Here is a 15,164-nt window from a genome sequence, read left to right as displayed (position 1 = left end):
ATTAAGCTCCCTTTAAACCCAATTCTGACGGCCAGTGGCTCGCAATATTCATACACTGCAACGCTTGCCCTGCAGCACCTTTTAATAAATTATCAATCGCAGCAACGACAATCAGCTGCTGACCTTGTTGTTGCCAGCCAATATCTACAAATGGTTGATTAGCAACACCTTTAATCGAAGGCATAACTTTGCCTTTCAAACGAATTAGAGGCTCATCGGCAAGCACTTGATACGCAGCTTCGACTTGCGCTGCTGTTACTTCAGGCTTCAGCGTCACGTAAATCGTTTCAAGAATGCCACGTGCGAAATTCCCCAAATGAGGTGTAAACAGGACATCGTGCCCCAGATATTGGCTAATTTCTGGAGTATGGCGATGATTAAAAAGTCCATACGGCGCTAAGGACACTTCACAAAAATGCGTATTAATTGCAGCTTTGCGACCTGCGCCTGTAACGCCAGAAACCGCATTAATGATGATCGGCTGGTCCGCAACCAATCCAGCTTCTTTCAAAGGTTTTAACGCATTTAACGCCGCTGTTGGATAGCAACCGGCAACTGCAACCAATTCAGCATCAGCAATAGCGTCTGTGTACCATTCAGCAAGACCGTATTGAGCTTTCTCTAGCCATTCAGGATACGGATGGGCAAAACCATAATAACGGTCGTAGTCACTTGTTTCATGGAGCCGATAGCCACCTGACAAATCAAACACTTTTTTGCCTAGCGCAAGAAATTGGGGAGCAAGCTCAACACTTACATGGTGATCTGTGCAAAGACATACGTAATCGGCGTGTGCACCAATTGCTTTGAAAGCAGCGTCAGTTAACGGCTCAAGCGAAATATCCAATAGCCCAACATGCTCAGGATAAAGCTCACTTAATTGCTTGCCTTTATCTTGGCTGCCTTCTGATACATAAACACCCACAATATTAAGGTGCGGGTGCTTAGCAACCAAACTCGCCAATTCAACACCGCTATACCCACTCGCGCCAACAATAGCCACGTTTTTCATCTTCTGCTTTACTCGCCTTATGAACTTGCTACAGTAATCAAACCACCTAGTACCCTATCAAATGATAGACGATGATAGTGCACTTGGAATATTCACACTTATTTAGACTATTTATGCTAAAAAAGTGAATTGATATTCATGCTAAACACATTTACAGTGTGATGCAATACGCCAGTCAAAATATTTTGAGATTTTTATGTCCACACCAAACTTTTTATCGATGTATCAACAGCTCATTGCCAGCCCGTCGGTGAGTGCGCTTGACCCCCAACTTAACCTGACAAACAAACCGGTCATCGACTTATTAGCAAGTTGGTGTGAGGCGCTCGGTTTTACGGTTGAGATCACCGAGCTTGAAAGTGCTCCGGGCAAATTCAATCTCGTTGCAAAACGAGGCGAAGGCCAAGGTGGTTTGATGTTAGCGGGTCACACTGACACTGTGCCATTCGACGATAGTCGCTGGAGCAAAGATCCATTCAAACTGACGGAACAAGACAATAAGTTATACGGACTTGGTTCTATCGATATGAAAGGTTTTTTTGCGTTTGTATTAGAAGCACTTAAAGAATTGGATGAACTGCCACAACAACAACCTATTCTTATTCTTGCCACAGCAGATGAAGAAACAACGATGGCCGGTGCAATTGAAATTGCGAAGAAAAGCACCATTAAACCTGCTCGCTGTGTGATAGGTGAACCAACTGATATGGTGCCGGTTTTTACGCATAAAGGTCATATGTCAACAGCAATTCGAGTTATTGGTCGCTCAGGGCATAGTTCGGATCCTGCACGTGGGTTAAATGCAATTGAGGTAATGAATTTAGTTATTTCAAAACTATTGCAATTACGTGACGAATTAAAGAATAAATATTCAACACCACATTTTGCGATTCCTTACCCTACGCTCAACTTGGGGCATATTCATGGTGGCGACAACGCAAACCGTATTTGTGGTTGCTGTGAATTGCACATTGATATGCGCCCCCTTCCAGGGCTCAGTATTAAAGAATTACAGGCATTACTTATCGATGCAATAACACCGATAAATACCCAGTATCCAAACGCTGTGGAAGTTATCGACTTGCATGACCCAATTCCAGCTTTTAGCGGTAATACCGACAGCGCTCTGGTCAAACTCGCAGAGAAAATTTCTGGCGAAGCAGCTGTTGCTGTAAATTACTGTACTGAAGCGCCATTTATTCAACAGCTTGGATGTGAAACCATCGTTATGGGCCCAGGTTCCATTAATCAGGCGCATCAACCCGATGAATACCTAGCAATGGATAAAATAAAACCGTCTCAGGCAATTATTACGCAACTGATTAAAGCCAGCTGCTATTAACATCAAATGAGCGGCGTATTGGCTTCGTACCAATAAGCCGCTCTCCTCATTCATAAACACTTCTTTCACTGGCTATTTTTTGCTTTCGTGGGCTCGGGAAAGCCGCTAAACTAGCGACGTATTTTCAGTGTTCTAGGTTTTCATTGCATGACTTCTCATTTAGGTCGCCGAGCGTTTTCCCCGATGGAACTGCATGCACTGTTTCATGGCTACATATACAGCGACGAAAAACAAAAAAGAGAACAGCCTAAGCACTGGCATTTTTGGCTTCCACTGTTTGCCTATTATACGGGTGCATACAGTGACGAAATTGGTCACCTCACGTTAGACAATTTGGTCACAAAAGAGGGAGTAGAGGGTTTCGAGTTTGGAACAAATGAGAAAATCTTGCCGCGATTTATTCCCATTCACAGTGCACTATGGCAAGCCGGACTGGAAGAATACCTCGAGTTTTTGAGCACCCACCATCACGAACGCATCATGTTTGATTTACCAAGTAAAGTGAATCGTTACAGCGAGAAAGTTCGCATTTGGTTTTCTGGTGAAGGCGAGCGCCTTGGTTACCTACAAAAATGTGGTTTGCCCAATGTTGATCAAAATGGACTTAAAACCGCCATTAGCAGTCTGCGTTTGAATTTCGAGCAGCAACTGCGGATCCACGCTGTTCAAGCAAATCAAAAAACATCGTTTTTTTACTTACTCGGGTTAAAAAATGACGAGCAGGAAATGGAACCTCAACCCCTTGCTTTGCAACAGGTGATTGAACCTTTGCGAAACATAAACGCGAAAGCACACTGGCAACGTTTTTTACAGCGGCACTCAACCTAACAAAACGTAAAGCGATGTTTTAAACACCGCTATACACAATAAATGAATACCAACTTAGTTTGTTTGCGTAAAGTGCAGCAATGAAAGCGCAATACTCCACATCATGATACACACTAAGACGTCTAGGACTTTCCACGCTTTTGGATTTCTAAATACAGGCGCTAATTGTTTTGCACCAAAACCAAGTAACATAAACCACGCGATCGAGGCGCTAATGCAGCCCAGAACAAACCATAGTTTTTGCTGCTCGGCAAATTTACCAGCCACCCCACCTAAAATAACCACCGTGTCCAAATACGCATGAGGATTAAGCAAACTTACTGCCATCGCCGTTAAAATAGCGCGTTTTCGAGTCGCAACTGAACGAGCCTCACTCTCCAATTGCTTACTAGACAACGCAGATTTGAGTGACATCGCTCCATACACACTCAAAAAGGCAATCCCCGCCCACGTCGTGATTTGCAATAGCAATTCGCTTTGTTGAATAAGCGCTCCGACACCTAAAACCCCCAATGACACCAAAAAGATATCGCACAGCGACACGGTCAAAATAACAGGCAGAGTGAATTTTCCACTCAAGCTCTGAGATATGACAAAGGCGTTTTGCGCACCGATTGCCGCAATTAAACCCAAACTCAAAAAGAATCCTTCAAACCACACCATTAAATACCCCAAACCTATTCACCCCCCTCAATTTGCTCGCACTTTGATAGACGATTGAAGGTAAACCTGACCTTGTGAGGCAGTGTAACAACGTGTATTTTTGAAATATAATTAAACAAATTTAAATATCATTAGATATATTTATAATCATGCTGGCAAATAAACAATTACAAGCTTTCTCTGCCGTTGCGAAATTACAAAACTTTGAACTCGCCGCGCGTCATTTACACATTACCCAGTCCGCCGTATCACAACGGATCCGTCATTTAGAAGAGTACGTTGGGCAGACGCTTATCGTGCGTACCACCCCTCTTCGCTTAACTGAAGCAGGCTTCAAAGTGTTGCAGCATGTACAAAAATTGGAGCTTCTTGAAAATCAACTTGAGCGAGATTTAAATTTTGAACATAAAAGTGGACCAATCAACTTTACGATTGGCGTCAATGCTGATTCTCTGTCAACGTGGTTTTGGCAAGCACTTGAGCCACTGCTAAAAACGTATCGCTACACCTTCGATTTAGTTAAAGCAGATCAAGACCAAACCATCAATTTGATGAAACAAGGATTAACTCAAGCCGTTATCACGACCCACCCTACACCGCTGCAAGGTGCAAAATCTGTATATTTAGGCAAGATGATTTATATGTTAGTTGCCAGTCCCGCGTTTATTGAACAGTTTTTCCAAAAAGGAGTGACCAAACAAACACTCAAAGTTGCTCCGACCGCAATTTATGACCGAGATGATGACCTAACCTTTGATTTTATGGAGAAATATTTCGACATTAGCCAAGAACACGTCCCGTATCATACGTTTCCTTCCGTTGAATCGTTTGAACGTCTTGTGCTGGCTGATGCAGGCTACGCGTTGATCCCGGAATTGCAAGCGGCACGTTATTTAGCGTCTGGAGAACTCGTTTCTCTTGCCCCAGAGAAAACCATGCCCGTGCCTTTTTATCTGCACCATTGGCAATTAAACAATGATGAACTGAATCATGTGATCGAAGCGATCACGCATGCGGGGCGACGGCTACTGATTTCCTAACCCAAATGGCAGCGAGCTTTGACGCCTTTTACCAATTTTATCGAAAATTTAGCAGCGTCTAGACTCGGTTGATTTTAACATTGTCGCTATAGTGTAGTTAGATAAGAAAAAAATCAGCGATTTATTTATGTTTGAAACGCTACTTGCGCCTCGCAGTACTAAGCAAAGTTACGCCATGTCAGCAGGCATCGTGCTGATTTTTTCTGTTGTGGCTATTTCCCTTGAAGCCCTTTTTTTACCTAAAACGGGTGTCTTGCTTATTCTGCAAATGGCCGTAATTATTGTCTCAATCACTGCGAACCGCGTTTCTGCGGTAATTGCGAGTATTATTTGTGCTTTAGTATTTAACTACTTCGCGACAGAGCCTTTATATTCTCTGCACATGGCGGATATAGAGGACATCTTGAACACGTTGATTTTCTTAACGATTGCCTTAACCACCAGTGCATTTGCCGACCATTATCGCGAACAAAGTGAAGCGCTCAAACAAGCGGAAATCCGCTCTGGTATATTACTGAGTGTGTCACACGATTTGCGCACACCACTGGCGACCATTATTGGTTCCTTATCAACCTTTAAAGAATACCAAAATAAGATTGATAAACAGCAACAAGCCGAATTAATAGACGATGCTTTAGATGAAAGTCATCGACTGCATCACTATGTAGAAAACCTTTTACAAGCGACAAAATTAAGCCACAAAGCCATTTCCTTAACAGTCAGCCCTCAATCCGTTTGGCCGATACTAGAGCGAGTTGCCCAACGACTCAATACGCCCCGTATCGCACTGTCTAAACTCGGTGCACTTAAGCCGGTAGAGATCCAAGACAGCTTACTTGAGCAAGCCATTTATAACTTGGTCGATAATGCCTTAAAGTATTCACCGAAAGACAGTAAAGTGACGATTGAAGCGCAAAGCACAGATAAATCGACAGAAATTAATATCATCGATTTGGGCGCTGGGATAGCTAAAGACAAACAGCAAAAAGTGTTTGAGCTGTTTTACACCACCCGTTCTGGTGATTCAGGGGAAGGTGGCTCAGGGATTGGTCTCAACGTTGCGAAAGGCATAGTAGAAGCACATGGTGGTACCTTGCAGGTAGTAGAAAGTCAACGTGGCTGTACGATGCAAATCGTGCTGCCGACAATGGAGCGTAACGCATGAACAAGAAAATATTAGTCATTGATGACGAACCAAAAATTAGAAGCTTTATCCGAATTTCTTTGCACGCGGAAGGCTTCACTTGCGTTGAAGCAACTACCGCCAAAGAGGGCCTGCAAATGTTCAATGATGAGAAGCCCCACCTCATCATTCTCGATTTAGGTCTGCCGGATCAAGATGGTTATCAAGTGCTTCGTGAACTTCGACAAAGTAGCCGTGTTCCTGTTCTAGTTTTAACGGCACGCGATGAAGAGGCGCAGAAAATTAAGCTACTGGAAGGTGGCGCGAACGATTACTTGAGCAAACCTTTTGGTGTCAAAGAACTTGTCGCTCGCATTAAAGTACTGCTTCGAGATATTAACTACCAACCTACTCCGTCTATGCTGCATTTTGAAGGGATCAGCATTGATACGCAGGATCAAAAAGTAACTATTGACGGCGTAACAACCAGTTTGACAAAAAAAGAGTTCGCCTTGTTGATCCGATTGGCACAAGCACCGAATCAATTGTTAACGCAAAATCAGCTACTTAGCGAAATTTGGGGTCAAAGCCACACTGAAGACTCTCATTATTTGCGTGTACTAATTACGCAATTGCGCAAAAAGTTAGATGACGATGCAGATGCTCCTCGATTTATTAAAACCGAACCGGGAATTGGCTATCGGTTTGTTTGCCAAGCGTTGACGCCACAAAGCGAGGCTTAATGCTTCACACCAAAATCACGCTACGATTATTGGCGATGCCCATTTTATGGATGGGGGTCGTCCAATTTATCTTCGCGATGCTTTCAATGATGGTTTTCGTCGATGACGTGATTGGGGCTTTTTTGATGCCATCGTTGTCGATGCTGATTGTAGGTGGCTTAATTTTCTATAACTATCGAGGGCTTGATTTATCCAAAGCGAATTTTCGTGATGCGTTAATTTACGCCTGTGTGACTTGGTTAGTGGCAGGTATTTTAGGTGCCTTTCCTATCATGTTAGTCACCGAAATCAGTTTTACCGACGCGGTTTTTGAATCCATTAGCGCCTTGACTACGACGGGCGCTACCGTACTGTCCGGCCTTGATGAGATGCCTCAAACGTTTTTACTGTATCGGCAATTTCTTCAGTGGATGGGCGGTTTAGGTATTGTTATTTTCGTTGTCGCAATTTTGCCGATGCTTAACGTCGGGGGAATGAAACTGCTAAAAGCAGAAACCCCAGGCCCGATGAAAGACGACAAACTTTCACCGCGTGTTGCACACACTGCACACTATTTATGGAGTGTGTATATCGTTATCACCATTGCTTGCGCAATCGCGTATTACCTTGGTGGTATGACCGCCTTCGATGCTATCGCCCATAGTTTAACTACGGTTTCTACGGGCGGTTTTTCGACTCACGATGCCAGCATGTGGCACTACGAAAGCCATTTATTGCTTTGGATTTCTAATGTTTTTATGCTCATTGGTGCTATCAATTTTGGCCTACATTTTCGTGTGGTGTATCAACGAAATTTACGTGGCTATATTCGCGATGAAGAAACCAAAATATTTTTGCTGATTGTCTTATTTTTATCCATTGTGCTCGCTATCTTTTTGGTGAAAAAAGACATTTACAGTTCATCACTTGAATCCTTTAGCTTTTCAGCGTTCCACGTTATTTCGTTTATTACCAGTACTGGCTTTGGTGCGGCAGGTTTTACTGATTGGCCGGTTGCTGCCGGATTTTTCCTCATTTTCGCGGGTTACTTGGGGGGCTGTGCGGGGTCAACGGCGGGCGGCAATAAAATCATTCGCAATATTATTACCGCTAAAGTGATCAATAAAAACCTCAAACAATTGGTTCACCCTAGAGCGATTATCACCATAAAATATCAAGGCAATGCGGTCACCGAAGATGTTCGCTACGCCGTCATGGCATTCATGTCTTTCGCAGCAGCCTCCAGCTTAATTTTGACGATGATGTTGATGGCAACTGGTTTGGATTTTTGGAGTGCATTTTCCGCTGTCGCCGCGTGCGTTAACGTGTTGGGTCCGGGTTTTGGTCAAGTGGGCGCCAATTTCGAGCCAGTGTCAGACTTAGGCACTTGGTTTTTATCTGGCGCTATGTTGCTCGGCCGCTTAGAGTACTTTACCGTTTTTGTGCTTTTCTCTCGTACGTTTTGGCGGAGCTAACTGACAGAACAGGTCAACTAACGAAGTGACCATGCCGTTTCTAACGCGTCTATTCCTCGGATCCCCCCTTTCACCGGTTTACTTTCCAAGGAGAGTATCGTAAACGCTTTCGCATAATATCGCTCCACAAGCTGCTCTGAAATGGAAAATGGTGGTCCTGAAAAACGCGATTGATCGTATTCGAAAGTGATAAGGAGTTGTTTTGCTTGTTGTGTGACGTGCAGCAGATGCGCACAGTAAGCCGCTCGCATCGTCTCTGGTAACGCCACCAGCGCGGCGCGATCATAGACCACATCAATGTATCCAACGTGTTCTGGGGTCAACTTGAAGAAATCCCCGACGTATACCACTACATTTGGCGCACTAAATCGAACTAATTCACCAACCGCAATCACGTCGGGTGCTTGACCCAGCTCGTCGAACAATTGGCAAACAGCCGCTTCGTTTAATTCAACCCCCACAACATGCTGTTGTTTTTTCAAAAACCAAGCTATGTCTCGAGTTTTTCCGCATAACGGAACGAAAACCGTTTGAGCAGGCTGTATATTAAGCGTACTAAAATGTTTTTCAAGCAATTGATTTACTTCACCTTCATGAAAACCAATTTCGCCTTTTGCCCACTTTTGATGCCAGAAATTCGCTTCCATCACTTCCTCCGACTGTTTCTGTCAAAACCATACACCGAATTTGGGGATTGATCGAATCTAGTTGTACCGACGACGGAGGTATGGATAATCAACGAAAAGAATAAAGTCAAAACAAGGTAATGTATGAAATATACACTGATAGGCTTAGCGCTCGCGGCTGTTTTTAGCCAACACGTTCTCGCCGATGAAGGGCAATGGCAACCACATCAACTTCCTCAACTCCAAAAACAACTAACAGAAAAAGGTATTGAGATTTCGGGCGAACAGTTGGCGGATTTAAATCAATATCCAATGAATGCCATAGTCAGCCTCGGCTATTGCTCTGCCTCATTCGTGTCGCCGAAGGGGCTTGTCGTGACCAACCACCACTGTGCGTATGGCATGATCCAAAACAATTCAACCAAAGACGATAATCTGATCGAGAAAGGCTTTTTAGCAAAAAGTTTAGACAAAGAACTGCCGGCTGGTCCTCAAGAGCGTCTTTATATTACCGAATCGGTTACCGATGTGACTGTGCAAATATCAGGTAATTTAGCCGCTGAGCTCACGGGAGCTGCGCGTTTTGACGCGATTGAAGCCAACCGCAAGGCGCTTATCAAAGAATGTGAAACCGATGAAAACTACCGCTGCTCAGTCGTCAGTTTCCACCACGGTATGGAATATTTTTTGATTAAACAATTGATGATCCAAGACGTCCGCTTAGTTTACGCGCCACCAGAATCCGTGGGCAACTATGGTGGTGACATCGACAATTTTGAATATCCGCGTCACACAGGTGATTACTCGTTTATTCGCGCCTATGTAGGAAAAGATGGTAAGCCTGCACCTTATTCCGAAGACAACGTACCTTACGAACCAAAAAGCTTCTTAAAAGTTAATGCGGATGGCGTGAAAAAGGGTGACGGTATTTTACTCGCGGGCTACCCAGGCCGCACAAGCCGTTACCGCCTAGCAAATGAGATCCAGTTTGCAGCCGACTGGCAGTATCCAGCGATGGTAAAAACGTACACACAAATCATCAATACCATTGATGCATTGAGTGCCGAAAACCCTGACATCAAGGTAAAATACGCGTCTCGTGTTAAGAGCTATAACAACCGCATGAAGAAACTCCAAGGCCTTTTAGATGGCTTTAAAGTCACCGATATTCATGCCATTAAACAAGCCCAAGAAGACGCGCTATTAGCTTGGATTGCGGCTAACCCGGAACACCAACACTTCAAAACTGCCATCGATGGGTTACGCGTTCAGCTAGAAAAAGAACATGCGTTTACGCGCCAAAACTACTATTTTGCTTTTGCCAGAAGCAGCGATCTCCTCACAACCGCAATGCGTTTATATCGTCTGTCTGTTGAAAACCAAAAACCAGATAGCGAACGAAAAATTGGCTATCAAGAACGTGATTTAAAGATGTTCGCGGCGCGTTTAACGCGTATGGATAAGAGTTTCCATCCAACCATGGACGTAACGATGTGGGCGGAACAATTAGCTGAATATTTAGCTCAACCAGCGCAGACGCGTGTCACCGCGCTTGATAGTGCACTTGAGCTCGAAGCGAATCAATCCAAAGAGACACTGATTACCAAACTGTCTCCTATGTACGGTAAAACCTCATTGACAACGAATGAAGGTCGTTTAGCGTGGATGGAAAAAACACCGGAAGAATTCCAAACCAGTGACGATCCGTTTATCAAAGTTGCCGTCGCTCTTTTTGACACTTCCATGCAGTTAGAAAAACAGGAAAAAGATCTGGAAGGCGCCATGTCTGTCGTTCGTCCAGCATACATGAACGCCATCATTGCCTATAACAAATCGCAAGGTAAGCCAGTGTACCCTGACGCCAACAGCACATTGCGTATCACTTACGGTTCGGTAGATGGCTATGAAGCAAAAGATGGCGTTTACAAAACCCCATTTACTTCCGTTCGCGGCTTAATTGCGAAAAAAGGTCCATTCCCTTTCAATGCGCCTGAGGACATCGTTGGTGCGTATCAAGAAGGTAAAACAGCGGGTTACTTCTACAATACATTAGAACGTCCAGCAGCACAGTCGTTTGCTTGTAAGATCTTCGGATGCGAAGTGACGAAGCCTGTACCGTTCAATTCCGTTCCAGTAAACTTTTTATCAAGTGCGGATACAACTGGCGGTAATTCGGGTTCTGCTGTTATGAATGGAAAAGGTGAATTAGTGGGTCTTAATTTCGACTCTACTTACGAATCTATTACGAAAGATTGGTACTTCAATCCAGAGATCACGCGTGCTATTCACGTAGACATCCGTTATGTCTTGTGGCTAATGGAACACGTTCATGGCGCACACAATTTATTGAGTGAAATGGACATCGTTCACGACGCTAAATAACTGTTGATAAAAGCCAACCCATGTATAAATGGGTTGGCTTTTATGTACTCATAACAACTAGCGCTTACGTGAGTTCCTCACTTAACATATCGATGAAACGTCTTACTTTGGCCGACAGATGTTTACGACTAGGATACAGCGCGTAAACAGAGACTTCTGGTCGTTCAAAGTCCTCAAACAAAATTTCAAGTTCGCCCTTGTCTAACGCCTCTTTGAGATAAAATTTGGGTAGCCGCGAAATCCCAAGCCCGGAGCGCACCATTTGTGTTTCCATTTGACCATTGTTACATCGAATTTTTTGTTTCACATTTACGTCAAACGTCTCACCGTTTTTATGCGTAAACAACCATCGTCCAGGTGTTTTTAAGTTGCTGTAACAAATGCAGTGATGCTGAGATAATTCTCGCGGGTGGTGCGGCCGTCCAAAACGTTCTATATAGCCTATTGAGGCTACGGTAATAATTTCCGTGGCATATATCTTTTTACATATTAAGCTCGATTCCGGCAGTTGTGCGGTCGCTCGGATGACCAAATCATAGCCTTCCGCAATCAAGTCGATGTGTTTATCACTTAAGTCTAAATCTAGGCTGACATTTGGGTACTTATGTAAATAGTTGGCGAGGATAGGTTCAAGGTGTGAATGTGCTAAACCAATTGGACAACTTATTTTCAACTCACCTTTAGGTATTTGATCTTCTTGATTTACCAAATTCAATGCGTTTTCTGCTTCTTGCATTAACAACAGGCATTGCTGATAAAACGCTTCACCTTCCGGCGTCAATGCCAAAGTGCGGGTGGTTCTGTTCATCAATCTGACGCCCAAACGCCCTTCCAGCTTGTTGATGGTTTTACTTACGTGTGAACTGGAATATCCCAACACGTCGGCAGCAGCACCAAAACCTCGGCTTTTAACAACTTGAACAAAAACCGGAATTCCCTCAAATAGATTATTAATAGTCATATGGAAATAGTGAGTTACCTTTTACTCTATTAATAACCATTAAACACTAATGTAGACTGTATTCCAACAACTTGAGGAGAACACCATGAACGTATTAACTTTTGCCGCAACCAGTAGTCGTCAATCTATCAACAAACAACTTGCAACGTACGTCGCCTCGCTGATTCCGAATGCCAATGTCGATGTCGTAGATCTTAACGATTTTGAAATGCCAATTTACAGTTCAGATCGCGAGACTGAATCTGGGATCCCTGAACAAGCCCAGCGCTTTTTCAATAAAATTGGCGAAGCGGATGTCATTGTGGTGTCTTTCGCTGAGCACAACGGCTCGTATACCGCGGCGTATAAAAACATTTTTGATTGGGCATCACGCATCAACCAAAAAGTATATCAAAACAAGAAAATGATTTTGTTATCGGCATCACCAGGCCCTGGTGGTGCAAAAAGCGTTCTAGCCCAAGCCGTTGGTTCAGCCCCCTTCTTTGCAGCTGACGTCAAAGCGTCTTATTCAGTACCAAGTTTTTACGACAACTTTGATGTCGAAAAAGGTGTAGTAAGAAATGAGACCATCAAAGAAGAGCTTAGTGCGTTAATTAGTAACCTTTAACGCCATGCAAAGAGGTCCGTTTAGGGGACTAACGTTTTCGTCATGAAATATTTTTGTCCATTGAGTGGGTATTGCGTTTGAACCCACTCAACCTGATAACCATGGCGCTCATAAAACGGTTTTGCCTGAAACTCGAGCGTATCCAGCAGTGCAAACCGGCATCCTCGTACAATTGCTTCATCTTCAACAATTTGGAGTAATTCCGAACCGATTCCCTGTCCTCGTAAACTATCACTCACCCAGAGCCGTTCAATGTGCAACCAGTTACCAAAAGTCATGCCTGACAATCCGGCAATAATTTGTTCCTGTTCATCGCGTAACGTGGCCGAGATGGCTTCTTTGACGGTGACGTCCCAATGAGCACGATTGAAGGCAATGAGTTGCTGACTTAGAAAGGAGGCAACCTCATCAGTGTGATGTTCTAAAGTAATTTTTTTCATAGGATAAAACATGAGAAAAGGGAGTACCTCAATTGTACTCCCTGAACAAGCAAGTTAGAAAACAAAGTCTACGCCCACACTCAACAATTTTGCGTCATTGTGGTAACTAAAGTCATACCATGGCGATCGGTCGCCTTGATCTTTGAAATCATCCAATTGCAGTTTTAGTGACGCATTTGGGTGGAAGTTGTAACGGATACCAACCGTGATCATACGATGTTCTTCCGCGTCTCCTGTCCCAAAACCATCAAAATCCTTTTTAATCTTACCAGCCGCCTTTGTGTAGCCGATATAAGGCTGCCATGTATCATGGTTATAGATTGCAGTGATTAGGTAAGTAGGAAATTCAAAGGAATACGCGTCGTCATATTTCACCAAATTGTAATCAAAGAGAAGCGTGGCGAAATCGAAATTAAAACTACCACTCAACCCCAAGAATTCGAGATCAAACTTCGTCACGTCCCAAGAGCCTGAACGAATAGGCGTACCATCTTCGTTTCGCGAACGCTCAATCACTTTATCTGGAATACCATCGCCATCGGTGTCAATTTCGTCGCGGAAGAAAACATCGGCGAACGTTTCATATTGTGTCGTGAAATAGGAAAAACGAAGGTCAATCCAATCATTAGAAGCATTTAGATTTACCCCCAAAATATCACTCCACGTGACGTCTGCCGTACCTGAGATATAGGTACCTTCCGGTGGGAAATAGTACCCGCCGCGGTTTCGCCAGTAGTCATGTGAACGGATGTCCTCTCGCTCTTCACGTCCTGCGAACATACTGACGGTTGCCGTCCAATCACTCCAATTCATTTGGTGCGCAACCGTCAGACCGTTAAATTGAGTGATCTCCCACCAATATAAGTTTGCTGGCGGTCGGATCCATGGATACGCGTAGCCAACTTCCATGTACTCGGAAAAGTAATACATCGGTAAGTTTCGACGCCCAGCCATGACATACCAATCGTCATTAATATTGTAAGTGAGGTACAGCCAATCAATATCAGGTTTAAAGTCATCGGCACCCTTTGCTACCAGCTGCCCAGTAAATACCAAGCCATCCGTTACATCCATCCGCGCCTGCAGCGCAATCATGGTTTCGGGTTTTAATTTAAAGTCCTCGGTGTAAAAAGCGTAATCGTAAAAGTCGACAGGGAATTCGATTTCGCCACTCGGGTCCTCTTCCCCACTAATGACCTTACCACCAACTATTGAACCATAACCACTAAACTGAATTTCAGCCTTTGCTGCGATAGATAAAAAGCCAAGTAATACGCAGAAAAATAAACTCAACTTCGTTTTCATTGGTTGCAACTCCTAGTACTTCTTGATGACTTTAACCGCATCGCTTATCGCAGACGCGTCAACATAGCCAATAGTGCTCGGATTTGAAGACACCAACTTCACCATTTCGTCTTGCGTAACTTCTTTTGGTGGCGTTCCTTTACCCGTAAAAACGAGTTTGGACCAATACGCTTTTAATTGTGCATCACTTTTTTCAAGTGCGGTTTGATTGAAGTATGTTCGACCCTCTCCCCCTCTTCTAAATTAAGCGGGATGGCTTCCGAACCGTCAGGAAAGGTTTTTTTCTTGCCAAGGTAGAGATTTTTTAAGTCAGAATCACTGAAGGTATTGCTATTGGATGGATGAACGATGATTGCCACTTCTGCTATCGTAGTTGCAGAAAATAAAATTGTAGCGGCAAAGAGTAAGCGTTTCATGGAATTACTCCTTATGTTGATTACCCTTATTAGCGTAGTTCAATCGACGAAAAAACCACCAATTAAAAATAAATTTAATAGACTCATCTGCAAATTATTTAAATTAGGAACACCTTGTCTCCAATGAAAGATGGTGACTTAAATGTTTCAAAAAAGAGTAATACAAGCGAAACATGATATTGAGATAGTACTCGCGTTGACATACTCCCCATTTGTTTACAT

General features: G+C 43.7%; 15 protein-coding genes. 8 read left to right on the top strand and 7 right to left on the bottom strand.

Translation table 11 applies throughout. From position 1 onward, the window contains the following. Position 1: 1 nt before the first annotated feature. Positions 2-1,012 (bottom strand): N-acetyl-gamma-glutamyl-phosphate reductase, encoded by a 1,011-nt coding sequence (argC, locus tag NI389_RS12155; protein WP_308360146.1) that lies wholly within the window; start codon positions 1,010-1,012, stop codon positions 2-4. 196 nt (positions 1,013-1,208) lie between these two features. On the opposite strand from argC, the gene argE reads away from it, so the two are divergent. Then, the gene (argE, locus tag NI389_RS12150; RefSeq protein WP_308360145.1) at positions 1,209-2,354 is read left to right on the top strand and encodes an acetylornithine deacetylase; all 1,146 of its coding nucleotides are present in this window, start codon (positions 1,209-1,211) and stop codon (positions 2,352-2,354) included. Between the two features lie 147 nt (positions 2,355-2,501). Continuing rightward, positions 2,502-3,182, top strand: coding sequence for a hypothetical protein (locus NI389_RS12145; RefSeq protein ID WP_308360144.1), 681 nt, complete (start codon positions 2,502-2,504; stop codon positions 3,180-3,182). A gap of 54 nt (positions 3,183-3,236) precedes the next feature. Here NI389_RS12145 and NI389_RS12140 read toward each other — a convergent pair whose 3' ends face one another. Beyond that, positions 3,237-3,845, bottom strand: coding sequence for a LysE/ArgO family amino acid transporter (locus tag NI389_RS12140; RefSeq protein WP_308360143.1), 609 nt, complete (start codon positions 3,843-3,845; stop codon positions 3,237-3,239). A gap of 149 nt (positions 3,846-3,994) precedes the next feature. On the opposite strand from NI389_RS12140, the gene NI389_RS12135 reads away from it, so the two are divergent. The 4 genes from NI389_RS12135 (at position 3,995) to NI389_RS12120 (ending at position 8,205) form a co-directional block, all read left to right on the top strand. Next, positions 3,995-4,885 (top strand): LysR family transcriptional regulator ArgP, encoded by an 891-nt coding sequence (locus tag NI389_RS12135; protein ID WP_308360142.1) that lies wholly within the window; start codon positions 3,995-3,997, stop codon positions 4,883-4,885. Between the two features lie 127 nt (positions 4,886-5,012). Continuing rightward, the gene (locus NI389_RS12130; RefSeq protein ID WP_308360141.1) at positions 5,013-6,050 is read left to right on the top strand and encodes a sensor histidine kinase; all 1,038 of its coding nucleotides are present in this window, start codon (positions 5,013-5,015) and stop codon (positions 6,048-6,050) included. Then, positions 6,047-6,751 carry a response regulator gene (locus NI389_RS12125; RefSeq protein ID WP_208842258.1) on the top strand — a complete coding sequence of 235 codons (705 nt, stop codon included), beginning with the start codon at positions 6,047-6,049 and terminating at the stop codon, positions 6,749-6,751. Before NI389_RS12130 ends, NI389_RS12125 begins: the two co-directional genes overlap by 4 nt. Continuing rightward, entirely contained in the window at positions 6,751-8,205 is a 1,455-nt protein-coding gene (locus tag NI389_RS12120) for a TrkH family potassium uptake protein (RefSeq protein ID WP_308360140.1), read from the top strand. The genes NI389_RS12125 and NI389_RS12120 overlap by 1 nt, the downstream gene beginning before the upstream one ends. Before the next feature lie 17 nt (positions 8,206-8,222). On the opposite strand, the gene tmpT is transcribed toward NI389_RS12120, so the two are convergent. Next, a complete protein-coding gene (gene tmpT, locus NI389_RS12115) occupies positions 8,223-8,852 on the bottom strand; it encodes a thiopurine S-methyltransferase (protein WP_308360138.1) in 630 nt (209 codons plus the stop codon). A 123-nt stretch (positions 8,853-8,975) separates the two neighbouring features. Here tmpT and NI389_RS12110 point away from each other — a divergent pair, with 123 nt between their 5' ends. Continuing rightward, positions 8,976-11,213: a S46 family peptidase gene (locus NI389_RS12110; protein ID WP_308360137.1), complete on the top strand. Its 2,238-nt coding sequence runs from the start codon at positions 8,976-8,978 to the stop codon at positions 11,211-11,213. 64 nt (positions 11,214-11,277) lie between these two features. Here the strand turns inward: NI389_RS12110 and NI389_RS12105 are convergent, their stop codons facing one another. Further along, a complete protein-coding gene (locus NI389_RS12105; RefSeq protein WP_308360136.1) occupies positions 11,278-12,174 on the bottom strand; it encodes a LysR family transcriptional regulator in 897 nt (298 codons plus the stop codon). 85 nt (positions 12,175-12,259) lie between these two features. Between NI389_RS12105 and NI389_RS12100 the strand changes: the two genes are divergently transcribed. Further along, on the top strand, positions 12,260-12,781 hold the full coding sequence (locus tag NI389_RS12100; RefSeq protein WP_308360135.1) for an NADPH-dependent FMN reductase: 522 nt from the start codon (positions 12,260-12,262) through the stop codon (positions 12,779-12,781). A 20-nt stretch (positions 12,782-12,801) separates the two neighbouring features. On the opposite strand, the gene NI389_RS12095 is transcribed toward NI389_RS12100, so the two are convergent. From NI389_RS12095 to NI389_RS12085, 3 genes are all read right to left on the bottom strand, one after another. Further along, the gene (locus NI389_RS12095; protein ID WP_308360134.1) at positions 12,802-13,221 is read right to left on the bottom strand and encodes a GNAT family N-acetyltransferase; all 420 of its coding nucleotides are present in this window, start codon (positions 13,219-13,221) and stop codon (positions 12,802-12,804) included. A 54-nt stretch (positions 13,222-13,275) separates the two neighbouring features. Next, complete coding sequence (locus tag NI389_RS12090; protein WP_308360132.1) at positions 13,276-14,526, bottom strand: hypothetical protein; 1,251 nt, start codon at positions 14,524-14,526, stop codon at positions 13,276-13,278. 173 nt (positions 14,527-14,699) lie between these two features. Beyond that, complete coding sequence (locus NI389_RS12085; protein ID WP_308360131.1) at positions 14,700-14,942, bottom strand: hypothetical protein; 243 nt, start codon at positions 14,940-14,942, stop codon at positions 14,700-14,702. Positions 14,943-15,164 lie beyond the last annotated feature (222 nt).

Origin of the sequence: Pseudoalteromonas xiamenensis, assembly GCF_030994125.1 — a bacterium.
GTDB lineage: Bacteria > Pseudomonadota > Gammaproteobacteria > Enterobacterales > Alteromonadaceae > Pseudoalteromonas > Pseudoalteromonas xiamenensis_B.
This window is presented reverse-complemented; position numbering and strand designations above follow the sequence as displayed.

Excerpts from the sequence above, each read along its gene's own strand:
- NI389_RS12110 (WP_308360137.1), top strand. The coding sequence starts at position 8,976 with ATGAAATATACACTGATAGGCTTAGCGCTCGCGGCTGTTTTTAGCCAA.
- NI389_RS12130 (WP_308360141.1), top strand. The coding sequence starts at position 5,013 with ATGTTTGAAACGCTACTTGCGCCTCGCAGTACTAAGCAAAGTTACGCC.
- NI389_RS12105 (WP_308360136.1), bottom strand. The coding sequence starts at position 12,174 with ATGACTATTAATAATCTATTTGAGGGAATTCCGGTTTTTGTTCAAGTT.
- NI389_RS12135 (WP_308360142.1), top strand. The coding sequence starts at position 3,995 with ATGCTGGCAAATAAACAATTACAAGCTTTCTCTGCCGTTGCGAAATTA.
- NI389_RS12100 (WP_308360135.1), top strand. The coding sequence starts at position 12,260 with ATGAACGTATTAACTTTTGCCGCAACCAGTAGTCGTCAATCTATCAAC.
- argE (WP_308360145.1), top strand. The coding sequence starts at position 1,209 with ATGTCCACACCAAACTTTTTATCGATGTATCAACAGCTCATTGCCAGC.
- argC (WP_308360146.1), bottom strand. The coding sequence starts at position 1,012 with ATGAAAAACGTGGCTATTGTTGGCGCGAGTGGGTATAGCGGTGTTGAA.
- NI389_RS12085 (WP_308360131.1), bottom strand. The coding sequence starts at position 14,942 with ATGAAACGCTTACTCTTTGCCGCTACAATTTTATTTTCTGCAACTACG.
- NI389_RS12140 (WP_308360143.1), bottom strand. The coding sequence starts at position 3,845 with ATGGTGTGGTTTGAAGGATTCTTTTTGAGTTTGGGTTTAATTGCGGCA.
- NI389_RS12145 (WP_308360144.1), top strand. The coding sequence starts at position 2,502 with ATGACTTCTCATTTAGGTCGCCGAGCGTTTTCCCCGATGGAACTGCAT.
- NI389_RS12095 (WP_308360134.1), bottom strand. The coding sequence starts at position 13,221 with ATGAAAAAAATTACTTTAGAACATCACACTGATGAGGTTGCCTCCTTT.
- NI389_RS12090 (WP_308360132.1), bottom strand. The coding sequence starts at position 14,526 with ATGAAAACGAAGTTGAGTTTATTTTTCTGCGTATTACTTGGCTTTTTA.
- tmpT (WP_308360138.1), bottom strand. The coding sequence starts at position 8,852 with ATGGAAGCGAATTTCTGGCATCAAAAGTGGGCAAAAGGCGAAATTGGT.
- NI389_RS12120 (WP_308360140.1), top strand. The coding sequence starts at position 6,751 with ATGCTTCACACCAAAATCACGCTACGATTATTGGCGATGCCCATTTTA.
- NI389_RS12125 (WP_208842258.1), top strand. The coding sequence starts at position 6,047 with ATGAACAAGAAAATATTAGTCATTGATGACGAACCAAAAATTAGAAGC.